The organism is Hyphomicrobium nitrativorans NL23, assembly GCF_000503895.1.
In the GTDB taxonomy this organism is placed as follows: domain Bacteria; phylum Pseudomonadota; class Alphaproteobacteria; order Rhizobiales; family Hyphomicrobiaceae; genus Hyphomicrobium_C; species Hyphomicrobium_C nitrativorans.
On sequence record NC_022997.1, the window covers coordinates 250862 to 272706 of the forward strand.

The window sequence follows — 21845 nt, forward strand, 5'->3', positions numbered from 1 at the left end:
CCGGCCCGCCCTCTCAATCGGCCCCGGCGAGCGTATTGCCGCGTCGGTCCCAGCCTAGCGTCCCAGAAAAGCCGGGCTTTGTGATGGCGCGATCTGTCCCCGCCTCAACTGTCCGCGCTTTTGCGGAGGCGCGCGGCATAAAATCCGTCGAGCCCGGACATTGCGGCGTCGGACAGCGGGAGATGGCACGGGAGCGTGCGCAGATCGCCCTCTGGGCTGAGCCAGGCGCCATCGATGCCCGCCTCGCCGGGCGAGACGGGCTCGCGGACAAAACCGGACGTCTCGGCGAGAAAGCGGGCGATGAGGCGCGGGCCCTCTTCGGGCTCCAGCGAGCAGGTGCAGAAAACGAGACGCCCGCCGGGGCGCACGAGACGGGCTGCGGCTTCGAGAAGCCGGCGCTGAAGCGCCACGCGTTGCGTCGTGTCATCCTTGCGCTTCAAGTGCAGGATATCGGGATGGCGGCGGATCGTGCCGGTTGCGCTGCAGGGCGCATCGAGCAGGACCGCGTCGAACGTGCGGCCTGGCTCCCAGGCGGTCACGTCGGCCTCGACGATCTCCGCCGCAAGCGACAGGCGCGCGAGATTTTGGGACAGGCGGGCGAGCCGCACAGTCGAATGGTCGACGGCGGTGACGTCGGCACCGGCTGCCGCGAGTTCGGCCGTTTTTCCGCCGGGAGCGGCACAAAGATCGGCGACGCTAAGACCGCCGACATCGCCAAGGAGACGCGCCGGGAGAGCTGCCGCCGCGTCCTGCACCCACCAGGCGCCGTCCGCGTAGCCCGCGAGATCCTCGATGCGGCCTGCCCGCGCGAGGCGGACCGTCCCTGTCGGCAGCACGAGGCCGCCGAGCCGTTCGGCCCAGGCTGCGGGATCGGATTTCACCGAGAGATCGAGCGGAGCCTCGCGGAGAGACGCGGCTGCGATTTCACGCGCGAGCGGGGCACCGTAGGCCGCGCCCCAGCGCTCGCGCAGCCACGACGGGACATTGAGCTTCACCGGATCGAGGGTTGCGAGCACGTCCTTGCCCTCGGACGCCACGCGCCGAAGCACCGCGTTCGCCAGGCGGTCGTAGCGATACGCTTTGCGGTCGGCGCGGCATTGATCGACAGCGAGGCTGATGGCGGCGTGGGGCGGCGTGTCGAGCACAAGGAGTTGTGCGGCCGCCGAGAGCAGGATCGGCCACAGGCCGCCGGTCGACGCGGGAGGCGGTTTTTCGATGAAGGAATTGACGACGGCCTGAAGCTCGCCCTTCCGGCGCAACACGGTGAGGACGATCAGGCGCGCGAGGGCCCGGTCGCGCGGCTCAAGCGTTCCGCTTCGGCTTGCCGCCGCGTCGAAGGCCTCGTCGAGAGAGCGGCCGCCGTCGAAGACTGCGCTCAAAGTGGCAACAGCCAGCTCGCGGACGGTAAAGCCGGATGGACGGCGTGGCGCGCGGTCTGGGCGTGAGGGGCCGCCACCCGGACGGTGGCTTGCGCCAGCGTTCTGGCCCTTCGGCGGATGTCCCCGGCCGCGCGTATTTTTCGGATTGTCGGAGATGCGTCTCGCTCCTGCGGTTCACTCGGAGACGAGACGCTTAACGCAGGGGAGCCCGGCTGGCGAGCTTTCCGGTCGCCAGCCGCCATCTTAACCCCAGGGCCTCATTAACCCCAAGGGCCGCGGCCGCCGCGCGTAACGGTCTGGCTCGGCGCCCGGCCCGACGACGATCCGCCCGGGAGGCTCACCCCATTACGCTCCAGCTCCTGGGCAAGCTTCTCAAGGGCTGCGATACGATTCTGCGTGTTGGGGTGGGTGGAGAACAGGTTGTCCATACCCTGCCCATTCAGCGGGTTGATGATGAACATGTGCGCCATCGCGGGCGCGTGCTCGGCATCCTCGTTCTCGATGCGCTGGACGCCCTTCTCGATGCGCGCGAGCGAAGCGGAGAGCCAGAGCGGGTTGCCGCAGATGAGCGCGCCCATCCGGTCCGCCTGATACTCGCGCGAACGCGAGATCGCCATCTGCACCAGCATCGCCGCGAACGGCGCGATGAGCATGGCGAGGATGGCGCCGATCATGCCGATGCCGCCACGGTCGTTGTTGTGGCCGCCGAACAGGGCGCCGAACTGGAGATATTGCGCGAGCATGGAGATCGCGCCGCCGATGCTGGCGGCGACGGTCATGGTCAGCGTGTCGCGGTTCTTGATGTGCGCCAGCTCGTGCGCAATCACGCCCGCGAGTTCCTCCGGAGGAAGAGCGTCGAGCAGCCCCGTGGTGGCGGCCACAGCAGAGCGCGCAGGGCTGCGGCCCGTTGCGAACGCGTTCGGCTGCGGGTTGTCCATGATGTAGACGCGTGGCATGGGAAGCTCTGCGCGGCGCGCGAGATCGCGCACCATGCCGTAATATTCGGGCGCGCTCCGCTCATCCACTTCCCGGGCTCCGAACGTCTTCAGGACCATGGTGTCGGAGTTCCACAGGCTGAACAAGTTCATGGCGAGCGCCACGACAAAGGCAATCACCATGCCCGTCTGGCCGCCGATCGCCGCGCCCATGGCGACGAAAATCGCGGTCAGGAAGGCAAGTAGCATGGCCGTCTTGACGTAGTTCATCGGCATTCCGTTACTCCGGCTCCCGGTCATCCATCAATTTCACGACTCTGTGCGCGGCTTATGGCCGAGTTCGGACGTCCGCCCCGGCCGGGCGCGCACGCGTTCGGAAATGCTATATAGGAAGGGGGGTGGCCGACGACCAGCGTCTCGCGCCGCCGATGTGCCGTTAAAGGAACGACTGCCGCGCGATGACCAAGCCGACCGATATGCTCGAAACTGCGTCAGATCCCGTCCGTCATCCGACGTCGGGAGAGCCGCTGTCGCCGGCCGCGGTTCGCGCCCTCAAGGAAGCGGAAGCCCGCCGGGCCGCTGCTGCTGCCGCTGCCGAGGCAAACCGCAAGCCACCCGAGACCGGCGGCCGCGAAGGCCCAGAGCCGACCCGCTACGGCGACTGGGAAAAAGGCGGCATCGTGAGCGATTTCTGACCGCTGCGACGGCCAATACCGACGCGCTCGGGGTTCCCACTTTTCCGGAAGCACTCTAGGTTAACGCGGGGAGCGAGCCTGACGCAGGGGTGCAGACATTCAGCCTGCCGCCGATGCAGCGGATCGGCACCCCGCGCCGCAGCCGGGGGGATTCATGGCATCGAAGCCAGTTCGTGTTTTTCTCAGAATTCTCCTGCTGCTTTTGCTGGCGATTGCGGCATTCGGTGCGTTCTGGTTCGGCCTCGTTCCGAACACGCTGAGCCCGTTTCCGCGGATCTCGCTCGACACGCGGCCTGGCATCTTCGTCGACGCGCGGCTGTCCGCGCTGAGGTTCGATCCTGCGCTTTGCCGCGCCGTGCTCAAGGAACCTCAGATCAGCGCGAGTCCCATTCCCGACCGCCCGCATGACAACGGCTGCGGATGGGAGAACGCCGTGCGCTTCTCGAAGGTCGGCGGCGCGCAACTTAGCGTCGGGCAGATCACGTGCGAGATGGCGGCGGCGGTTGCGCTCTGGATGGAGCACGAGGTGCAGCCGCTCGCGCGCGAGATGTTCGGCCAACCGGTGGCGCGGATCAACAACATGGGCACCTACGGCTGCCGCAACATCGTCGGCAATCCGATGTGGAAGGGCGTGCGCAGCCAGCACGCGACCGCCAACGCGCTCGACATCGGCGGCTTTACGCTCGCCGACGGGCGCACGATTTCGCTGATCCGCGACTGGAAAGGCAAGGGCCGCGAGAGCCAGTTCCTGCGCGAAGCGCATCGGCGCTCATGCCGCTATTTCCGCGTCTCGCTGGGGCCCGAGTTCAACGTCGCGCACAAGGATCATTTCCACTTCGACCGCGGGCTGATGTGGACGTGCAGGTGAAGGCCGGTTCTGGCGTTCTGAAATCTTTCGCTGCGCTTGCGGGTTTCGCAAGCGCAATTCCTCCCCCCTTGTGGGGGAGGTTAGGAGGGGGGGATTGCAGATCGTCTGCTGTAGGGGTTCCCCCCACCCCTAACCCCTCCCCACAAAGGGGAGGGGAATTTAGCTCGCCTCGGCCTTGCGGTTCTGGCGGTTGCTAATCAGATCATCGACGACCGAGGGATCCGCGAGCGTCGACGTATCGCCGAGCGCCGAGAACTCGTCCTCGGCGATCTTGCGCAGGATGCGGCGCATGATCTTGCCGGAGCGCGTCTTCGGCAGGCCCGGCGCGAACTGCACGATGTCGGGCGATGCAATGGGGCCGATCTCGTGGCGCACGTGCTTCACGAGCTCCTTTTTCAGATCGTCCGACGGCTCTTCCCCCGTGTTGAGCGTGACGTAGCAATAGATGCCCTGGCCCTTCAGATCGTGCGGATAGCCGACGACGGCAGCTTCCGACACCTTCGGATGCGTGACGAGCGCGCTTTCGACCTCCGCCGTGCCCATGCGGTGGCCCGAAACGTTGATGACGTCGTCCACGCGGCCGGTGATCCAGTAGTAGCCGTCCTCGTCGCGCCGGCAGCCGTCGCCGGTGAAGTAGGTGCCGGGATACGTGCTGAAGTAGGTCTGCACGAAGCGGTCGTGATCGCCGTAAAGCGTGCGCGCCTGGCCGGGCCAGCTATCGAGAAGCACGAGGTTGCCCTGAGCGGCGCCTTCGAGCGGCGTACCTTTGTCGTCCACGAGTTGGGGTCTCACGCCGAAGAACGGCAGCGTGGCCGAGCCCGGCTTCTGCGCGATGGCGCCGGGCAGCGGCGTGATGAGAATGCCGCCGGTCTCCGTCTGCCACCAGGTATCGACGATGGGGCAGCGATCCTCGCCGACGACGCGGTGATACCATTCCCAAGCTTCGGGATTGATCGGCTCGCCGACGCTGCCAAGCAAACGGAGGGAAGCGCGGCTCGACTTCGTGACGTGGTCGTCGCCCGCGCCCATGAGAGAGCGGATGGCGGTCGGCGCGGTGTAGAAAACGTTGACCGACCACTTGTCGACGACATCCCAGAACCGCGACGGTGACGGATAGGTCGGCACGCCTTCGAACATCAGCGTGGTGCCGCCATTGGCAAGCGGACCGTAGACGATGTAGCTGTGACCCGTGACCCAGCCCACGTCGGCCGTGCACCAGTAGATGTCGCCGTCGTGATAGTCGAACACGTATTGATGCGTGATCGACGCGTAAAGGAGATAGCCGCCCGTGGTGTGCAGAACACCCTTGGGCTTACCCGTCGAGCCCGACGTGTAGAGGATGAAGAGCGGGTCTTCGGCGCCGACCTCGACCGGCGGGCAATCCGCGTCGACCTTCGCCAGTTCGTCGTGCAGCCAGAGATCGCGACCATCCTTGAACGGCACGGGATTGCCGGTGCGGCGGACGACGAGCACCTTGCCGCCACCTTTGGTGCAGCGTTCGAGCGCTTCGTCGGTGTTCTTTTTGAGCGGCACCGTCTTGCCGCCGCGCAGGCCTTCATCCGCCGTGATGACAAAATGCGAGTCCGCATCATCGATGCGGCCCGCGAGGCTATCCGGCGAGAAGCCTGCGAACACGATGGAATGCACGGCGCCGATGCGCGCGCACGCGAGCATCGCGTAGGCCGCTTCCGGAATCATCGGCAGATAGATGGTGACCCGGTCGCCCTTCTTGACGCCATGCGCCTTGAGCACGTTGGCGAACTTGCAGACGCGCTCGTGAAGCTGGCTGTAGGTGATCGTCTCGTCCTTGGACGGGTCGTCGCCTTCCCAGATAATCGCGACCTGATCGCCTTTGGTGGCGAGGTGACGGTCGATGCAGTTGGCGGCGACGTTGAGCGTGCCGTCCTCGAACCACTTGATCGAGACCTCCCCGGGACCGAAGGTCGTGTCCTTGACCTTGGTGTAAGGGCGGATCCAGTCGAGACGACGGCCGGTCTCACCCCAGAACCCTTCGGGGTCGCTGATCGAGCGCTCGTAGAGGGCCTGATACTTCGCGTCGTCGATCCACGCACGGCCCGCCCATTCGGGCGTAACGGCATACGCCTTATCCGACATCGATATTCCTCCCGGAATGCTTCTTATTTGCCGTCATTATGAGCAAACGGCCTTCGCGCCACAACTTCCCCCTTCGTCTAAGGCAGGAGGAAGCAGTTGATGGAAGTCAATGCGGGGGAGCGCGTGCCGATACAGGCGGTGCGCCGCGATGTTCTCGTGTCGAGACTCATCCTGCGCTCCGACGAGGCCGGAGCGAGAAAAACGGCGCAATTCCCGAATTTAAATGACGCTATGCTCTGACCCCGAGCGGGTCCGCCTCGTCGTCGGATACGGGGCCCGGATCATCGGGTGCACGCGACGGCGCGAACGGGCGCGAGCGCTCCGAGCGGCTTGGCGCGTCGGCCTGCTTATCGAGGGCTGAGGCAGAGACCGGCGCTTCGGCTTTGGCCGTTTGCGGCGCAACCTTGGCCTCGGGGGCGGCAGGTTTCGGCTGAGGAGATGGCGGCGGCTCCGGCACGGGTCCCGTTGCAACCACTGCTGCCTTGGCGATCACGGTCTCGGGCTCGTTCGAAGCGATGAACTCCGTGAGATCGGCACCGAGGATGCGGTCCTCGCCGCCTTCGAGATCGCCGGGCGGGACACGCCATTGAAAAGCATCCAGTTCGCCGCTTGCGGGCGAGACCGGGAGCCAGCGGTCGGCGGTGACGCCATCTGCCGTCGACCATGTCGCTTCGCGCGGCGCTGTCACGGCGCGCGCCAGCCACTCGCGGGCGCGGCCCTTGTCGCCGTTCTCCTCCGCTTCGATGCGCGCCAACAACGCGGCGACCCGGCGCGTCAGGCCGCCTTCGGTGTAAGGCTGGAGAATGCGGCGCGCCTCGTCGTAGTCGTGCGCCTCGATGGCGGCCAGCGCGACCGCGACGGCGCTCTCGATCGACTGCGGATTGAGCTGGAACAGCGTCTTCACGCGGTCGAGCCTGTCGCGCGGGCTGTCGCCGACGCGGGCATAGGCATATGCGGTCGCAAGCTCCGGATGGGGCGCCTTGACCCACGTCTTGTTGATGATCTTCGCGACACGCGCCGTGTTGCCCCGCGCGGCGAGGAGGCGGCCGGCGATGGCGGCCGCGGGAATGAGAGACGGCGCAGCCCCATGCGCTTCGAGCGCGAGCGTGAGGGCCTTCTCAGGCTGGTCCTCTTCGAGCGCCTGCGCCTGAGCGGTGAGAAGAACGGCGCGGCGGCGGTCCGCAACGGGGCGCTCCACGTGACCGTGCCGCTTGGCGAGCGCGAGCGTCTCCAGCGCGCCGGACCAATCGCCATCCTTACATTGAAGCGTGAACAGCTCTTCCACCGGCCACGATAGCTTGGGATTGAGCTTCAGCGCACGTTCGGCGAACTGGCGCTGCGCCTCGTGCTCGCCCTCGCGGCCAGCTTCGAGGAAGAGACCGCGCAGGCCGAGCTGCTCGGTGTCGGGCGCGGCCAGCATGGCCTCGAAGATCCGCCGCGCGGTCGCTTTGTCGTCGGAGAGCTGGGCGGCCTGCGCGCGCAGCAGCAGCGTGAGCGGCTCGTGCGGCAGCGACTTCCTCGCCTGAAGCGCATAGCGCGTGGCCATGGAACGGTCTCCCGCGCCGATGGCGATCATGCCGGACGACAGCGCATCGAGACCGCGACGCTGGCGGCGGCGCGTGAGAAAATGGCTCAACGTGGCCGGAGTCGACCAGATCTGGGTCAGGATCGACCAGACCGCGAACGCCAGACCGATGAAGGCCGCAAAGAGAACCACTGCGCGGAACACGCTGGTTTCGATCTCGTAGCCCTGCCACGTGACGAGGAGCGTGCCCGGCCGGTCCGCGAGCCAGGACAGGCTGGCCGCAAGCACAATGACGGCAACGAGAAACAGGATGAGACGCGTCATCGGGCGCGGTCCTCTCAATTCGATTCAGGAGCGGCGGGGTCTACGGCGGGAGGAGGCGCATCGGGCGCGGGCACCGCTGCGGGCGCTGCTTCCGATGCTGGGTCCGGCGTGCCCGCGAGGGAGGCCTTGAGACGCTCCTCCACCCGCGCAATGGCACGGTCCACGGAGTCGCGGGCCGTGACCTTGATGAGCCAATCCTCCATCGGAGCCCGAGCCTGCGGCGAAAGCTTGCTGGCCTCGGAAATCACGTCGGCCAGACGGCCACCGTCGAGGGCCGCTTCGATGCGGGAGACGATGGCCTCCGCGCTCGTGTCGCCAGGATCGTGGCTCACGCGGCGCACGCGCACCACGGACTTTGCGCCCGCCATCAGGCGATCGATCACGGAGCCGCTCGCAGGCTCGGCCTCGGCATCCAGGATCGCGTTCATCACCGGCCGGAATTCGGCCTTCAGCTCGGCGGTCGTTGCAACGCCCTGCTCCTGAAAGCGCGCGAGGGCCGAGAGATCGAGATCGCTGCCCGCGCTCTTATCAACGGCCGCCAGCTCGGCCGCGTAGGCGTGACCCTGACCGCGGTCGATGGCGCGTTTCAGGTTGGCGAGTTCGAGCGCGAGCACGATACGCTCGGCGTTTTCGCGGCGGCTTTCCTCGCGCGCGACGACGGAGCCCAAGTTCTGCTCCAGCTCCGCGAGCTTGCCGGTCACGGGGCCGAGGGCGGCGGTGACATCGGCGGGGCGCGCGACGCCTTTGAGGCTCGCGTCGAGAGAGGCCCGCAGTTCGGAGACGGCGCTTTGCAGGCGCTCGACGTCGGCCTTCGCGGTGTCGGCGCTTTGCGTTACGCCGGATTGTCCCGAGCGCACCTCGGCGAGATCGCGTTCGAGGCGAAGCGTGGCCAGATTGGCCGCTTCGCTGGCTTCGACGGCGGCGGCAATGCGTGCGTCGGTGTCGGCAGCTCGACCGGCGCCGAGACCGTCGATGCGGGCATTCAGCGTCTTGTCGATCTCTGCGATCTTGCCGGTGATGGCCGCGAGCTCGGGCACGCCTCCGTTGGCGTTGCGCGCTCCGTTCGCGATCAGCGCAAGCTGCTCTTCGAGCTTTTGGACGCGCTCGGCGTTGGCCGCGCCGCCTTGCTCCGCGAATTGACGGGTTTCCGCTTCGAGCTTGCCTTGCGCTTCGCTGAGCGCAGCAACGCGCTGCTCGACGGCGTCGAGGTTCGCGAGGCGGCTCTCGGCAGCGGCGAGCTTGGCGCTCAGATCGGCGCTTTCACGAAGGGCCGTCTCGACGGTGACGAGGCGGGCTTCAAGCTCTGCCGACTGCGGCGCGACGGCTGCGCCGGGGTTCAAGAACGCGGCACCGGCATAGGCCAGCGCACCGCCGACGACGCCTGCCGTGAGGTGCGAGAAGACGCCGCCGCCGCTCGCGGGCTTCGCCGCCGGGGAGGTCTGCGCGGATTTGGCACCCATGCCGGAAGGCGGCGGTTTACCGGACGATGCAGTGGATGTTCCCGACGACGCAGACGACGGCTTCGGTGCGCCCGGCGACGATGCCGTGGTGCCGGGCGTCTTCGTATCCGTTGCGGGTTTTCCGGCCGCGGACGAGGACACCGCGCTCGTCGCAGAGGCCGGTTGCGGCTGTTTTACTTCCGTCGCCTTGAGGTCGAGCGTCGCGTGGGGGCGCTTCGCGCCGGAGGTATCGGGCCTGCCGGCGTCCTTTGCGGGATCGGGCTTGTCGGTCATGAAAACTAGGTCTCCAGGGACTTCGAACTCTGGACTTAAACGCTGGCCCTGCCCCCTGGGGGCAGGGTTGGGTATCAGGCGGAGTCTGCCGCTCCGCGTGCGATGAGAGCAAGCATTTCTTGAGAATTTGGCGCGGCGGCGACCTTAACGTTTGCGGGGGCGAGCGGCGTCGTCTCGCGCGCGACGGCCTCCGACAGGCAGAAGTGGACGAGGCGGCCCGCTTCGGCGGTAATGCCTGCGGCACTCACCAGCCCGGCATAGACACGGGCCGTTCGCGGCGACATCAGAACGACGCCATCGAGACGGCCGTTACGGATGGCATCGACCGCCGCGTCGGGAAGCGCGGTTGCGGCTTCCGCACGGTAAACGATGGCGCGATGCACATCGAACCCGTCCGGCTTGAGGGCTTCCGCCAGATCGAGCGCCAGCTTGTCGCCGGAGAGGTGGAGCAAAGGTCCGGCCGACGGATCGACCTCGGCGCGAATGAGGGCAGCCAGCGCGTGCCCATCGCCCGCACCTTCGTAGACGCGCTGGAACCCCAGCGCGCGACCGACGGCCGCAGTCGCGGGACCGACGGCATAAAGCGGCAATCGCGACGCCGCTTCGGGAAACGGCGCGACGGCGCGAAGGCCGTTGCTGCTCGTTGCGACAATGGCTTGCAGCCCGTCGAACGTCGGAAAAAGACGCGTGTGCGTGATCGCGAGCACGGGTGCACGTATTACGGTGTGTCCTGCGTCTTCCAGCGCGGTTTCCAAGTCGTCGCCGTCGGGGCCGAGATCCGGCCGTGTCATGAGAAGGTTCATGGGTGCGCCCTTTCGAGATGGGCGTGTGCGCCGAGTTTCAGAATTGCGTCGGCCGCTTCGAGCCCCAGGCGGTGGGCATCTGCCGCCGGCCCGGCGCGCGCGATTTCGAAGCACTCCGCGCCGTCCGGCGAGAAGGTCATGCCGCGGAAGGCGAGCGTATCACCATCAAGTTCGGCCAGCCCGGCGATGGGCGTGCGGCAGGAGCCTTCGAGGCGGGTGAGGAACGCGCGTTCGGCGGTGACGCAAAACGCGGTTGGCTCGTGATTGAGAGGGGCGATCAGACGAGCCGCGTCCTCGTCGTCGAGGCGGATTTCGATGGCGATGGCGCCCTGCGCCACGGCGGGCAGCATGTCGGCCGTCTCGATGGGGGAGGTGATGCGATCCGCCATGCCGAGACGCTTCAAGCCCGCGCAGGCGAGCATCGTGGCATCGGCCACGCCATTGGCGAGTTTTTTGAGGCGCGTCTGGACGTTGCCGCGGAAGCCGACGACTTCGAGGTCGGGCCGGAGGCGCTTGACCTGCGCCTGGCGCCGCAAGCTCGACGTGCCGACCACCGCACCCTTCGGAAGCTCGGCCAAGGTCCGGTGCGCGAGCGAGATGAACGCGTCGCGCACATCCTCGCGTTCCAGCACGGCGCCGATGCCGAGGCCGTCCGGCAGCAGGGTCTGCATGTCCTTCATGGAATGCACTGCTAGATCGATCTCGCCGGAAAGCAGCGCTTCCTCGATCTCCTTGGTGAACAACCCCTTGCCGCCGACCTCCGCGAGCGGACGATCCAAGATCATGTCGCCCGTCGTCTTGTAGATGCGGATCTCGAACGCCTCCTCGGAGGCGCGATGGGCCTGCATGAGGCGGCCTCTCACTTCGTGCGCCTGGGCGAGGGCCAGCGGCGAGCCGCGCGTGCCGATACGGAGGATGCGAGCTTGCAAGTCGTGGGCTCCCAATGGTAGGGCCGGGCGGAGCCGGCGGGGCGGCGCCATTAATGCCCCCCCCGGCCAGCGAACGCAAACGGGACAGAAAAGTGCCGGCCGAAGCCCGCGAACAGCCGCGCTCCAAGGGGCCTCTCCTCGTGCTCGGCATCGAGGCGAGCTGCGACGAGACGGCAGCGGCCGTGGTCCGGCGCGACGGCACGGGGCGTGGCGAAATCCTTTCCAATGTGGTGCGCAGCCAGCTCGACGAGCATCGGCCCTATGGCGGCGTGGTGCCGGAGATCGCGGCGCGGGCCCACGTCGAGTGTCTCGATGTCATCGTACGCGGGGCGCTGGACGAGGCGGGTGTGACCCTCAAGGATCTGTCCGGTATCGCGGCGACGGCGGGGCCGGGCCTTAACGGCGGTCTCGTCGCCGGGCTTGTCAGCGGCAAGGCGTTGGCGCTGGCATCGGGGACGCCGTTCCTCGCGATCAATCACCTCGAAGCGCACGCGCTGACGGCCGGGCTGACCGACGGTCTCTCACCTCCGTATCTCATGCTGCTCGTCTCGGGCGGGCATACGCAGACGCTGCTCGTGGAAGGTGTCGGCCGCTATCGCCGGCTCGGCACCACCGTCGACGACGCCATCGGCGAAGCCTTCGACAAGACGGCGAAGCTGCTTGGCCTCGGCTATCCGGGCGGGCCGGAGGTGGAGCGCGCGGCGCGCGGCGGCGACCCGAAGCGTTTTCCCCTGCCTCGCCCGATGATCGGGCGCGCTGAGCCGCATTTTTCGCTCGCCGGGCTCAAGACCGCCGTGCGGCAACGGGCCGAGGCGGCCGCGCCGCTTGCCGACCAGGACGTGGCCGATCTTTGTGCGGCGTTCGAGGCCGCCGTGACCGACATCGTCATCGACAGGGTGGGCCGGGCGATGGACATGGCCGAGGACACCTTCGGGCCGGATCGTCCGCGCTGGCTTGCTGTCGCGGGTGGCGTGGCGGCCAACACCGCCATCGCGGCTGGCCTCGGCGGGCTTGCGCAGGCGCGCGGGTATCAGCTCGCCGTGCCGCCCGCCGCACTGTGCACGGATAACGGCGCGATGATCGCCTGGGCCGGCGCGGAGCGTCTGGCGCTCGGCCTCGTGGACGGCCTCGATTTCGCCGCCCGTCCGCGCTGGCCTCTCGACCCCGACGCGCCGGCCGCCATCGGTGCGGGCGTCAAGGCCTGATGCAATCGTCATATCATCGTAATGCCTCGGGCGCGCACTACTCATGCTATGCGGGACTGATGACCAGAGCGTTTTCCAATCCGATGGAATCGGATCGGACGCTCTATGTCTTTGATGAGACCAATGATTCACGCTTCGGACTGATAGGGTCCGAAGCGATCATGGTCTAGCGGAGCAGAGACCCATGACTTTCGACCGGATCGGAGTTGTCGGCGGCGGCGCGTGGGGCACCGCGCTCGCGCAGACGCTGACGCTCGCTGGCCGCGATGTCATCCTGTGGGCGCGCGAGAGCGACGTGGTCGAAGACATCAACGCACGACATGTGAACCGGACTTTTCTGCCGGGCATCGACCTCGACCCGCGCCTCAAAGCCACGCACGATCTCGCGGACCTCGGCACGGCGGATGCCATCCTGCTCGTCGCGCCCGCCCAGCATACGCGCACCGTCAGCGCGACACTTCAGCCAGTCGTTTCCAAAGACGTCCCCGTGATCGTCTGCGCGAAAGGTGTGGAGCAGGGCAGCGGACAACTCGTGGCGCAAATCGTCTCCGAGACCATTCCGGGCGTGCGGCTCGCCGTGCTTTCGGGGCCGAGCTTCGCGGCAGACGTCGCGCGCGGTTTTCCCGCCGCGCTCACGCTCGCGTGCCGCAACGAAGCGCTCGGGCGCGCGCTCGCGGAACAGCTCGGCGACCGGCAGCTCCGTCTCTACTGGTCGGACGATGTCGTGGGCGTGGAGCTTGGCGGCGCGCTCAAAAACGTGCTCGCAATCGCCGCAGGCATCGTGGACGGCAAAGGGCTCGGCGCGAGCGCACACGCAGCGCTCGTGACGCGTGGATTTGCCGAGATGCGGCGGCTCGGCAAAGCGCTCGGTGCGCGGCCCGAGACGATGATGGGGCTTTCGGGCTTCGGCGATCTGGTGCTGACGGCCGGCAGTCCGCAATCCCGCAACATGAGCCTCGGCCGTGCGCTCGGGCAGGGCGAGACGCTCGACGCCGTCCTTTCCAAACGCGTCGCGGTGACGGAGGGCGTCTATACGGCGGCGGCGGTGGCGCGCCTCGCTGCGGAGAAGCGCATCGAGATGCCGATCACGGACGCCGTGCACGCGATCCTCGAAGGGCGCACGTCCGTGGACAACGCCATCGCAGACCTCATGAAGCGTCCGTTCAAGGCGGAGGATTGAGCCGGATCGCGGCTTGAGGCGCGCTCAATATTGCGTAAGGTGCGCGTCGATCCGATGTTGCCGAGAGACGACGCGCCATGGCCTATTGGCTTCTGAAATCCGAACCCGACGCATTCTCGTGGGACGACCTCACCGAGAAGGGCAAAGCGGGCGAACCCTGGACGGGCGTGCGCAACTACACCGCGCGCAACCACATGAAGGCGATGCAGAAGGGCGACCTCTGCTTCTTCTACCATTCGAACATCGGCAAGGAGATCGTCGGCATCTGCGAGGTGATCGCGCTCGCGCATCCCGACGAGACCGACGACACGGGAAAATGGGAATGCGTGGACGTGCGTGCCGTCGAGCGGATGCCGCAGCCGGTGACGCTTGCGGACGTCAAGGCGAACCCAAAACTTTCTGAGATGGCGCTCGTCACGTCGTTCCGGCTGTCGGTGCAGCCGGTGCTCGCGGATGAGTGGGCGGAAGTGTGCCGCATGGGCAGGCTCGCGCCGGCCAAGAAGGCGCCCACCTCTGCGAAGAAAAAGAACTGAACGTCCGCTACGCGCCGGCGAGGCGGGCGATGCTTTGGAAAAGCTGCGCGGCCGCAGGATAGGCCTGCAGAATGCCGGAAAGATCCGAGACCAGAGACCGCACCTTTCCCTTGCCTTCCGCATTGGGCGTGCCCGATTTCAGCAAGGTTTCGAGTTCGCCGAGGCGCTCGGCCACGTGCTCCCAACCGGGGCTTTGGGCGGCCTGCCGCCGCCATTCCTCGACGTTCGGTAGTACGCTCGAATAATCGACGCGCGCGACCGTGTTGCCCGCTCCAACCTGAGCCTTGGGCGAATTCACAGCCGAGTAGCGCGTCTCGGAATTTCCGAACTGCGCGCCTGCGGAATTCGTTGCGACCTGGTTGTGCGAGCCGGTCACGACGGAATCGGCGTTCACCGAATGGTCGTTGCCCGTCACCACCTTGCCGATGCTGATGTCCTGCTTGGAATGGTCGAACACGAACGTCGCGGCGCGTAGGTCGCCTGTGTTGATCTTGTCCGTCAAGAAGCGCTTCACGTCGGAGAGGAAGGCTTCGTCCGTGCTCGAAAAGAGCGTCCGGGCGCCGTCATTCGTGCCAAGGGAGAGCGTGAGGATGTTTTTGGCGCGGTAGGCAAGCCAGCCGAAGAGCCCCGCCAGCGCCAGAGCGAGGATGCTGGAAAATACGTCCCCGCCAACGAGCGAGAAAAGACCGCTCGCACCACAGAGCGCGGCAAGGATCCACAGCACGATCCGCGTCCACTTCTTGTCGAGCTTGGCGAGAGAAACCGTCGAGATGTTTGCGACCGCAATCGTGCGATCTCCGGTGTCGAGCACGCGTTCGCGGACGTTCAGCCGCCCAAACGTCCGCGTGCCGCCGACGGACTCGGCCGTCGACAAAATCGACTGCAGGTTGGAAATCATGTCACGTCCCCCTCGTTGGCGGGGAGCATAGAAGCGCCGCGCACGCGAAAGCAATCTCTCGATTGCCTGCGACCTGCCCGGCGCACAGGGTATGGCGCCTCACGCGCGCCCTTGCACCGGGCACGGTTTTCTGCTGGCGTCCTGAGCCATGCTCAACCCCGATGCTTTCATCCTCAAAAATACGCGCCAACTCAGCCCGCCGCTGGTGCCGGAGATCCGTCTCCATCTCGCGGAAGAAAGCGTGCCGATCTGGGAGAAGACGGAGGAAGAACTTGGCGAGATGAACGTTCCGCCGCCGTTCTGGGCGTTTGCCTGGGCGGGCGGGCAGGCCCTCGCCCGGTATCTTCTCGACAACCCGCAGCTCGTGGCCGGAAAATCGGTGATCGACCTGGGCTCGGGATCGGGGCTCACCGCCATCGCCGCCAAACGCGCAGGCGCGGCTTCCGTGCTGGCCGCGGATATCGACGCGTTTTCATGCGCGGCCGTTCGCCTCAATGCCGCTCTCAACGAGGTCGTGCTCCACGTGACGGGCGAGGATCTCCTGGCGCGCGTGCCCGATCCGGCGGATGTGGTGCTGGTGGGCGATCTCTTTTACGAGCGGGAGCTTGCGGCCCGCGTGATAGCCTACGTCGAGAGGGCGGCAGCGGCCGGGGCTCTGGTCCTCGTCGGCGATCCTCAGCGCAGCTACTTCCCAACGGCGCGTTTTGCTCAAGCGGCGGCCTATCAGGTGCCCGTGACGCGCGAACTCGAAGACGCGGAGATCAAACGGACCGCCGTTTGGACGTTGTGACGAAACGCCGCCGCACTTTGGGGCGCGGCGTCACTGGGGCGTGCCGGGCTCGTCGTGGCGCCGCAGGAGCTTGGAATGGAGGGCGCGTGCCGTCGCCTCGATCTCCTGCATCCGGCCATGGCGCATCTCGGAGGCCACGACTTTCACCGCGGCTGCAAGCGTCATCGGATGGCGGAGGCCAAGGCGAACCATGATGCGCAGCGCCTCCTCGTTCGCCAGGTCGCGCACGTTTATGGGCTGGCGCATCCGTGCGATCAGGCCATCCAAAACAGGATCTCGCGACTGCCTGACCATCTCCCCATCCCTGAAATTGGTTTCCCTGCCGGTGTGACGGGCCTTGGCCGAGGTAACGCCCAGGCCCCCAAGGGGGGTTCCGGCAGAGTGGGGCGGCCGCGCGGCGCAGGGGCCGGAAACCCGGCCTTAACGCGGGGGCTGATAAAGCGCGATCTCGGCCTTGAACGGCGGGCCGTTTCAGCCTATCAAGGCGCCCTTCGACATGAGTCAGACGCCGCAATAGCTCAGTTGGTAGAGCACGTCATTCGTAATGACGGGGTCACAGGTTCGAGTCCTGTTTGCGGCACCATTTTTCGGCTCTCGCGCCCAAGAGGCGCTCCCGGGTTGATTTCTTTTTCCGTACACAAGCTGCGATAGTCGTCGCTCAAAAGGCGCTCTGCTGTGTAGAGGGCCGGCGCACTGGCGCCGGGTCGCCTTGCTCCCGGGCCCTGCGGGCCGTTGCCGGAGCGGCCCCCACCTGGAGTTCCTGGACCGTGTCGTGGCCCTCCTGAGGGAGCACGGTTATGACGCGCCACATCTTATTGCCGCCGCGTATCTCCACGACACGCTGGAGGACGCCGGCGCCACCTTACGGCAACTCATGGCGGGCTTCGGCTCAGAAGGCGCCGAGTTTGTCCATGGGTGATTGACCAAGCTCGCGTGTGCACCAGCGCACTGCACCGCCTTTGGTCTGTGCCAAATCTTCCTTCTTGAGAGAACAGAAATCCCTCACAGAGACTTGAGGGAACACGCTTATCTCCGAATGCTTATCCCAGTGCACAAAAAAGAGAAAAGGAGAAAACAAGATGAAACGCATGATTAGCGCCGTGGCTGCCGGCACCCTTCTCGCTGTGTCCCCTGCACTTGCTGGCGGCAGCATGGAGCAACCCACCGACAAGAAAGCCCCGATGACCAACGCGACCGGCACCGACAACCCCGCAAACGCTGGTGAAGGTGCGGCCAAACCGGCGGGCGAAGGCGCGCCGCTTCCCGAAGGCGCCGCGGAAGGCACGTCTTCGGGTGCCGCCGGAGTGGATGCGGCCGACACCGACAATTCGGACGCTTCCGAGGACACCAGCAAGTAACCCGGCGGCGGGTCACCAATCTTCTCTGATGCCGGAGTCCGCGCACCACTCAGGAGCGCGGACTTTTTTGCATCGCCGCGCTCCCGGCCGCTGCGGGCCGTTTCTTTTTTCGTACACAAGCTGCGATAGGCGTCGCTCAAGAGGCGTTCTGCTGTGTGGAGGGCCGGCGCACTGGCGCCGGGTCGCCTTGCTCCCAGGCCCTGCGGGCCGTTTCTTTTTCCGTACACAAGCTGCGATAGGCGTCGCTCAAAAGGCGGGCCGCGTGGCAAGCCGGAAAAGTGGCGCTCGTCCTCGAATTCCCTTGCCCGCTGGCCACCTCTTGAGACCCCACGCCCTCGATCGCTCCTCACGCCGCCGGAACGAATCCGGAAAGCGCCGCGTTGTTTTCGCAATTCCGCGACAACGAGCAAGGAGCTGAAAATGGCGCAGTCATTCGAACGTGCGGGCGAACATGCAGGCGGGACCCGCTCCGGCGACGTGCAGGACAAGATCCAACATCTCAAGAGCAGAGCCGAAGACGCCGCAAATACGGCGGTGGAGGAAGGCACAAAGGTCGCAAGCGGGCCGGTGAAGCGGCGGAGGATGCGCTGACCGCAACACGCCGCTTCGTGGAAGAGCAACCGCTTGTGGCGCTTGGCGTCGTCGCGGCGCTCGCATGCGCAGCCGGCGCTTTGTGGAAGCTCTCACCGCGCCGTAGCGATGGCCTGTTGGATCGTATGTCGGATTACGTCGAGCCCCGCTATCAGGCGCTACGCAAGCGCATCTGACCGAAAGCACTTCGCGCGCAATACCGCTTCGGGCCGCTCGGTCCGAAGCGATCGCCGTCTGGAAGGAGAACCCCCATGACTCCGGGACTGAAGGACAAACCGGCTCGAAAGACGAAGCTTTCGAAGGTCGAGCTTGAAAAGCAGCTCGACAGTGCGCTCCGGGATACGTTTCCCGCGAGCGATCCCGTCTCCGTTGGCGAGGTTTCCGGAGAGACGCCGGAGCGGCCGGCGGACCGGCAGGCGCCTGCCATCGACAAGGCTCTTGTCGAGAAGCTCGCGAAGCAAGTGAGCCAGAAAAAGAGAGGCGAGGCGGCGCGATAGCGTGGCGGCAGTTTATGCCACACACAGTTTGCGGTGACCTATCGAGACCGCTCGGTCCCGCCAGGTCACCGCTGAATGATCGGCGCCAAGGTACGCAAAAACCTCAGCCCTAGCGCTGATCCCGATTAGACACCGAAATCGTTTCAACTCTGCAAACGACGTTCGCTTTCTAATCGAGTCCATGTTCGTAGCCCCGCTCGGGGCGCCGTCGACCGTCATCGCGTCGAAAGGGTTAACGCGGGCGCTCGGGGCGGGCCAACAGCACGCCCATGAGCGGTGCGCTCACAAACGCGGGCAGGAGCTTCAACGCGACGGCACTTACGGTCGCGACGACACCGGGGGCGATCTTGGTGCGGCCGACGCAAAAGCCGCGATACGCACTTGCGGCCACGGCCTCCGGACTGAGAGCCGGAATGAGCGTGCGGTAAAGCGCGTTTTCCGCTCCCATGGCCTCGTGAAAGCCGGTGTTCACCGGACCGGGGGCCACGACCGCGATCCGGACCCCTCTGCCGCGCGCCTCGTACGCCACTGCTTCCGTCAGCGAAATCACATAGGCCTTGCTTGCGTAATAGGCGGCCTGATGGGGGCCTGGCGCCATGCCACCCAGCGACGCGACGTTCAGAACACCGCCTCGCCCCCGCGCGACCATCGCCGGCAACGCATGACGCGTGAGGCGCGTCAGGGCGGTTACGTTGAGCGCGACGAGACGGTCGATTTCCTCAGGTGCGTTCTCCGCAAACGGCCCCGCAAGACCGATGCCTGCGTTGTTCACGAGCACGTCCGCATAGAGGCCCGCTGCGCGGAGTGCTGCATCGAGCGCTGCGGGAGCATCGAGCGCCGTGACGTCGAGCGCGATCGGCATCGCTTTCACGCCGTGCGCGCGCGCAATCTCGGCCGCGACGCGTGCAAGCGCGTCAGCGTCGCGAGCGACGAGCGCGACATCGCGGCCTGCGCGGGCGAAGCGCATCGCGAGCGCGCGGCCGATCCCGCGCGATGCCCCCGTCACAACCACCGCCGGCGCGCGCCCGCCGACAGCGGCCAACGCTTCAGGGCTTGGGTCCCTGTTGCGGCCGATCCATAAATCCGCGACGGAACTGAGAAATCGCAACATCCGGCTGCTCCGTCCTTTCACGACATTCGCCGCAGAGCGCGTGCGCGCACCCACCGGCCTTCGATGCACGCGATTGATTCTGAAGATCAAACGCGCTCGCTGCCCCCTGCAAACGCAGTTTGCGATCGAAACGACGAACAAACAAATATTCGCGACCTCGGGACAAAAGCACGCGGAAGGTATGGATAAGCGACGGAGAAGTGCGTACGCTTTGGGGCGCGGCACGTTGGTGCCGCTCGACACTCTACCGCGCACCCCGAGACACTTTGTCCGCGCGGCTGTCCGAGGCCCGTAGACGTCGCCGAAAAGCCTCCGAAATGGAAGGGCGGTGCGGCGCAGGCCTCTCTATTGACACGCAACCAAACGAAGCCGGCCGGCATTCACGCAATGCCAATCGAATCTTCGATGTTTTGCAAATGGTTCGACATCAACATCACCGTCGGATCGCGAGTGGAGGAGCGTACCATGAATGCAAAAGTCTCACGATCTCTTGCAGACCAAGGCCTGGAACGAAACCCGTTCGAGGCCTGGATGTCTCTCAACAAGCCGATGCTGACGGCCATGACGGAACTCAACGGCCATTTCATCGAGCAAATGACGCGAGCCAATACGGAGTGGTTCGGGTTCGTGAACCGCCGCCTCACGGAAGACATGGCGGCCTCGCAGCGCCTCATGGAATGCAGGACAGTGCAGGATCTGTTTTCCGCCTACACGGAATTCTTTCAGCGGGCCCAGCAACAGTATCAGGCCGAGTTCCAATATTTTGCGCGCCTCAATCAAAAGCTCGCAAACGAGACGGCGGGCGTGATCAAGTCCCATATGGACGATGTGGAAGAGGAAGTTCGGCACTAGAGCCGTTCCGATTGAGATGGGAACGTCGCTGCCCCTCACCCGGATTCCTCGCTCTGCTCGGTATCCGACCTCTCCCCGTCATGGCGGAGCCATGCTTCGCATGGACGCGGGAGAGGAACAGCGTGAGGGGGCGTGACAGGCGATTCCATCAAAACTGGATGGCCTCTCATCCGCCGGGCATCTCCGACGTCCGCCGTTCGATGGAACATCCGCGCTATGAAACGCTACCGTGCGTGCCCGCACGCACGGCACAGCTTTCGTTTTCGCTTGCGATCAGCCGGCGTCCGAACCCACCACGCCGCGACGAAGGTAGGGGAATAGCAGGACCAGCACCGCCACCACCGCTAGCACGATGAGAAGCGCGACAGAGACCTCGCTCGCGCCGGATCCCAGAACGCGGGCCACGATCGAGACCAGAAGATCATACTTCAAGACGGCGATCGTACTGGCAACGACACCCGCGAGCTTGACCGCGATTTCCATGTTCTGGTCGCGGCGGCGGAAGAAGAACAAGAGGATCAGAAGCGCCCAGGCGCCGAACAGGAAGCTCATGAGCGTGACGATCGAGCGGAAACCGCCCTTCTGCTGCACGCCGAACAGCGCATCCGCCGACTGCACATAGCCCTGGCTCATCAGCGGGAAAAAGATCATCGCGACGGCACCGATCAAGACACCGGCTTCGATGCGTCCGATTTTGTCGGGATAGTGCCGCAGCACGCCGTCGTGGCGCACGGTGAGCAGGATGCCGATGGCCAGCAGGATGAACAGGAAGAACACCTTGGTGGGCAACAGCACGTTGTGAACCTGACTCGTCAGCGATTGCTGACCTGCGACGAGATACTTCTCGTCGATGGCCGTTTGAAAGCGCTGCTGCGCCTCGCAGCATTCCGCGTCGGTCGAGAGCCATGGGGCTGGCGAGAGCGGCGTCGAGGCGAAACAGAACCGCCTGCGTTCGGACGCGGGTCCGCTCTCGATCAGCGGCTCGGCTTCGCATGACCGGAAAAACTCGCGCACGCCGATGCGCTGGCGGCTCACGGCGGTGAGGTTCGACGCGCCTTCGAGCAGCGCGATACGCCGGCAGGGCTCGCCTGCAACGCCGCAGCCAGCCGGTTCGCTGCGGTCGGCGGCCAGGGTTTGGGGCGTCAGATCCCAGACGGAGCGGTGAGGGTTGTCCGCAAGGCCCATGCCCACGAACCACGCGGCCACGCCGAGCGTCATCATGCCGATCAGGAACCGCAGCTTCCCGAGCGTGACGTGGCGGGCATAGAGGTCCACGAATGCGCAGGACGGCAGGTAGAACGCCGCAAGCGCCACGAGACCGAGCGTCGGGAAGAACAGAAACAGGTGGCTGTCGAACGCGGCAAACGTGAGCGCGTGCTCGGGGCCGAACTCCCAGAACAGCACCGCCGTCTCCCCGATGAAAGAGAGGCCGAGCAGAGAATAGATGATGAAGACGAACGCACGCGCACCGAAAGACATGAACACGGCCCTAGGCTGAAACCCGGGCGGCAGTATGCCGGACGG

At 66.0% G+C, this 21845-nt stretch carries 23 protein-coding genes and 1 tRNA gene; 13 read left to right on the top strand and 11 right to left on the bottom strand.

All coding sequences use genetic code 11. The features are described 5' to 3' along the window. Positions 1-104: 104 nt before the first annotated feature. Positions 105-1394, bottom strand: a complete 1290-nt coding sequence (locus W911_RS01145; RefSeq protein WP_425277597.1) for an RsmB/NOP family class I SAM-dependent RNA methyltransferase — start codon at positions 1392-1394, stop codon at positions 105-107. Positions 1395-1639: 245 nt separating this feature from the next. After that, entirely contained in the window at positions 1640-2584 is a 945-nt protein-coding gene (htpX, locus tag W911_RS01150) for a zinc metalloprotease HtpX (protein WP_041316914.1), read from the bottom strand. Between the two features lie 206 nt (positions 2585-2790). Between htpX and W911_RS01155 the strand changes: the two genes are divergently transcribed. Next, positions 2791-3009, top strand: a complete 219-nt coding sequence (locus W911_RS01155) for a DUF1674 domain-containing protein (protein ID WP_051388599.1) — start codon at positions 2791-2793, stop codon at positions 3007-3009. A gap of 154 nt (positions 3010-3163) precedes the next feature. After that, complete coding sequence (locus tag W911_RS01160) at positions 3164-3877, top strand: extensin family protein (protein ID WP_023785680.1); 714 nt, start codon at positions 3164-3166, stop codon at positions 3875-3877. A gap of 159 nt (positions 3878-4036) precedes the next feature. Here the strand turns inward: W911_RS01160 and acs are convergent, their stop codons facing one another. Beyond that, the gene (acs, locus tag W911_RS01165; RefSeq protein WP_023785681.1) at positions 4037-5992 is read right to left on the bottom strand and encodes an acetate--CoA ligase; all 1956 of its coding nucleotides are present in this window, start codon (positions 5990-5992) and stop codon (positions 4037-4039) included. Positions 5993-6091: 99 nt separating this feature from the next. Here acs and W911_RS18250 point away from each other — a divergent pair, with 99 nt between their 5' ends. Beyond that, positions 6092-6232 carry a hypothetical protein gene (locus W911_RS18250; RefSeq protein WP_023785682.1) on the top strand — a complete coding sequence of 47 codons (141 nt, stop codon included), beginning with the start codon at positions 6092-6094 and terminating at the stop codon, positions 6230-6232. On the opposite strand, the gene W911_RS01170 is transcribed toward W911_RS18250, so the two are convergent. From W911_RS01170 to hemC, 4 genes are all read right to left on the bottom strand, one after another. Then, positions 6222-7841: a heme biosynthesis protein HemY gene (locus tag W911_RS01170; RefSeq protein ID WP_023785683.1), complete on the bottom strand. Its 1620-nt coding sequence runs from the start codon at positions 7839-7841 to the stop codon at positions 6222-6224. The two genes, W911_RS18250 and W911_RS01170, sit on opposite strands and share 11 nt — an antisense overlap. Positions 7842-7855: 14 nt before the next feature. Further along, positions 7856-9574 carry a hypothetical protein gene (locus W911_RS01175; RefSeq protein WP_023785684.1) on the bottom strand — a complete coding sequence of 573 codons (1719 nt, stop codon included), beginning with the start codon at positions 9572-9574 and terminating at the stop codon, positions 7856-7858. A 74-nt stretch (positions 9575-9648) separates the two neighbouring features. After that, positions 9649-10377, bottom strand: a complete 729-nt coding sequence (locus W911_RS17055; RefSeq protein WP_023785685.1) for a uroporphyrinogen-III synthase — start codon at positions 10375-10377, stop codon at positions 9649-9651. Beyond that, positions 10374-11306: a hydroxymethylbilane synthase gene (gene hemC / locus W911_RS01185; protein WP_023785686.1), complete on the bottom strand. Its 933-nt coding sequence runs from the start codon at positions 11304-11306 to the stop codon at positions 10374-10376. Before hemC ends, W911_RS17055 begins: the two co-directional genes overlap by 4 nt. A gap of 53 nt (positions 11307-11359) precedes the next feature. Here hemC and tsaD point away from each other — a divergent pair, with 53 nt between their 5' ends. The 3 genes from tsaD (at position 11360) to W911_RS01200 (ending at position 14224) form a co-directional block, all read left to right on the top strand. Next, complete coding sequence (gene tsaD / locus W911_RS01190) at positions 11360-12511, top strand: tRNA (adenosine(37)-N6)-threonylcarbamoyltransferase complex transferase subunit TsaD (RefSeq protein WP_081717593.1); 1152 nt, start codon at positions 11360-11362, stop codon at positions 12509-12511. Between the two features lie 184 nt (positions 12512-12695). Next, positions 12696-13691, top strand: coding sequence for an NAD(P)H-dependent glycerol-3-phosphate dehydrogenase (locus W911_RS01195; protein ID WP_023785688.1), 996 nt, complete (start codon positions 12696-12698; stop codon positions 13689-13691). Positions 13692-13768: 77 nt separating this feature from the next. Continuing rightward, entirely contained in the window at positions 13769-14224 is a 456-nt protein-coding gene (locus W911_RS01200; protein WP_023785689.1) for an EVE domain-containing protein, read from the top strand. A gap of 7 nt (positions 14225-14231) precedes the next feature. Here the strand turns inward: W911_RS01200 and W911_RS01205 are convergent, their stop codons facing one another. Continuing rightward, positions 14232-15122: a DUF6232 family protein gene (locus tag W911_RS01205; RefSeq protein ID WP_023785690.1), complete on the bottom strand. Its 891-nt coding sequence runs from the start codon at positions 15120-15122 to the stop codon at positions 14232-14234. Positions 15123-15270: 148 nt separating this feature from the next. Here W911_RS01205 and W911_RS01210 point away from each other — a divergent pair, with 148 nt between their 5' ends. Next, positions 15271-15912, top strand: coding sequence for a class I SAM-dependent methyltransferase (locus W911_RS01210; protein WP_023785691.1), 642 nt, complete (start codon positions 15271-15273; stop codon positions 15910-15912). Between the two features lie 30 nt (positions 15913-15942). On the opposite strand, the gene W911_RS01215 is transcribed toward W911_RS01210, so the two are convergent. Next, entirely contained in the window at positions 15943-16158 is a 216-nt protein-coding gene (locus W911_RS01215) for a hypothetical protein (protein WP_144083471.1), read from the bottom strand. A gap of 261 nt (positions 16159-16419) precedes the next feature. Here W911_RS01215 and W911_RS01220 point away from each other — a divergent pair. The 5 genes from W911_RS01220 to W911_RS01235 all read left to right on the top strand — a co-directional run bounded on the left by W911_RS01220 (position 16420) and on the right by W911_RS01235 (position 18358). Next, a tRNA-Thr gene (locus tag W911_RS01220) sits at positions 16420-16495 on the top strand. A gap of 496 nt (positions 16496-16991) precedes the next feature. After that, the gene (locus W911_RS01230) at positions 16992-17270 is read left to right on the top strand and encodes a hypothetical protein (protein ID WP_023785694.1); all 279 of its coding nucleotides are present in this window, start codon (positions 16992-16994) and stop codon (positions 17268-17270) included. Positions 17271-17690: 420 nt separating this feature from the next. Then, on the top strand, positions 17691-17861 hold the full coding sequence (locus tag W911_RS18255) for a hypothetical protein (protein WP_023785695.1): 171 nt from the start codon (positions 17691-17693) through the stop codon (positions 17859-17861). Between the two features lie 17 nt (positions 17862-17878). Next, entirely contained in the window at positions 17879-18037 is a 159-nt protein-coding gene (locus W911_RS18260) for a hypothetical protein (protein WP_023785696.1), read from the top strand. Positions 18038-18112: 75 nt separating this feature from the next. After that, positions 18113-18358 (top strand): hypothetical protein, encoded by a 246-nt coding sequence (locus W911_RS01235; protein WP_023785697.1) that lies wholly within the window; start codon positions 18113-18115, stop codon positions 18356-18358. 232 nt (positions 18359-18590) lie between these two features. Here W911_RS01235 and W911_RS01240 read toward each other — a convergent pair whose 3' ends face one another. Beyond that, a complete protein-coding gene (locus W911_RS01240; RefSeq protein ID WP_023785698.1) occupies positions 18591-19469 on the bottom strand; it encodes an SDR family NAD(P)-dependent oxidoreductase in 879 nt (292 codons plus the stop codon). A gap of 465 nt (positions 19470-19934) precedes the next feature. On the opposite strand from W911_RS01240, the gene W911_RS01245 reads away from it, so the two are divergent. Then, entirely contained in the window at positions 19935-20321 is a 387-nt protein-coding gene (locus tag W911_RS01245; RefSeq protein WP_158412816.1) for a phasin family protein, read from the top strand. A gap of 273 nt (positions 20322-20594) precedes the next feature. On the opposite strand, the gene W911_RS01250 is transcribed toward W911_RS01245, so the two are convergent. Further along, entirely contained in the window at positions 20595-21800 is a 1206-nt protein-coding gene (locus W911_RS01250) for a hypothetical protein (RefSeq protein WP_023785700.1), read from the bottom strand. Positions 21801-21845 lie beyond the last annotated feature (45 nt).

What these genes read in the sequence shown, in the direction of transcription:
- tsaD (WP_081717593.1), top strand. Translation starts at nt 11,360, where the DNA reads ATGCCCCCCCCGGCCAGCGAACGCAAACGGGACAGAAAAGTGCCGGCC.
- W911_RS01250 (WP_023785700.1), bottom strand. Translation starts at nt 21,800, where the DNA reads ATGTCTTTCGGTGCGCGTGCGTTCGTCTTCATCATCTATTCTCTGCTC.
- W911_RS01230 (WP_023785694.1), top strand. Translation starts at nt 16,992, where the DNA reads ATGAAACGCATGATTAGCGCCGTGGCTGCCGGCACCCTTCTCGCTGTG.
- htpX (WP_041316914.1), bottom strand. Translation starts at nt 2,584, where the DNA reads ATGAACTACGTCAAGACGGCCATGCTACTTGCCTTCCTGACCGCGATT.
- W911_RS18250 (WP_023785682.1), top strand. Translation starts at nt 6,092, where the DNA reads ATGGAAGTCAATGCGGGGGAGCGCGTGCCGATACAGGCGGTGCGCCGC.
- W911_RS01160 (WP_023785680.1), top strand. Translation starts at nt 3,164, where the DNA reads ATGGCATCGAAGCCAGTTCGTGTTTTTCTCAGAATTCTCCTGCTGCTT.
- W911_RS01170 (WP_023785683.1), bottom strand. Translation starts at nt 7,841, where the DNA reads ATGACGCGTCTCATCCTGTTTCTCGTTGCCGTCATTGTGCTTGCGGCC.
- W911_RS01240 (WP_023785698.1), bottom strand. Translation starts at nt 19,469, where the DNA reads ATGTTGCGATTTCTCAGTTCCGTCGCGGATTTATGGATCGGCCGCAAC.
- W911_RS01215 (WP_144083471.1), bottom strand. Translation starts at nt 16,158, where the DNA reads ATGCGCCAGCCCATAAACGTGCGCGACCTGGCGAACGAGGAGGCGCTG.
- W911_RS01195 (WP_023785688.1), top strand. Translation starts at nt 12,696, where the DNA reads ATGACTTTCGACCGGATCGGAGTTGTCGGCGGCGGCGCGTGGGGCACC.
- W911_RS17055 (WP_023785685.1), bottom strand. Translation starts at nt 10,377, where the DNA reads ATGAACCTTCTCATGACACGGCCGGATCTCGGCCCCGACGGCGACGAC.
- W911_RS01200 (WP_023785689.1), top strand. Translation starts at nt 13,769, where the DNA reads ATGGCCTATTGGCTTCTGAAATCCGAACCCGACGCATTCTCGTGGGAC.
- W911_RS01175 (WP_023785684.1), bottom strand. Translation starts at nt 9,574, where the DNA reads ATGACCGACAAGCCCGATCCCGCAAAGGACGCCGGCAGGCCCGATACC.
- W911_RS01235 (WP_023785697.1), top strand. Translation starts at nt 18,113, where the DNA reads ATGACTCCGGGACTGAAGGACAAACCGGCTCGAAAGACGAAGCTTTCG.
- W911_RS01205 (WP_023785690.1), bottom strand. Translation starts at nt 15,122, where the DNA reads ATGATTTCCAACCTGCAGTCGATTTTGTCGACGGCCGAGTCCGTCGGC.
- W911_RS18255 (WP_023785695.1), top strand. Translation starts at nt 17,691, where the DNA reads ATGGCGCAGTCATTCGAACGTGCGGGCGAACATGCAGGCGGGACCCGC.
- W911_RS01245 (WP_158412816.1), top strand. Translation starts at nt 19,935, where the DNA reads ATGAATGCAAAAGTCTCACGATCTCTTGCAGACCAAGGCCTGGAACGA.
- acs (WP_023785681.1), bottom strand. Translation starts at nt 5,992, where the DNA reads ATGTCGGATAAGGCGTATGCCGTTACGCCCGAATGGGCGGGCCGTGCG.
- W911_RS01210 (WP_023785691.1), top strand. Translation starts at nt 15,271, where the DNA reads ATGCTCAACCCCGATGCTTTCATCCTCAAAAATACGCGCCAACTCAGC.
- W911_RS01155 (WP_051388599.1), top strand. Translation starts at nt 2,791, where the DNA reads ATGCTCGAAACTGCGTCAGATCCCGTCCGTCATCCGACGTCGGGAGAG.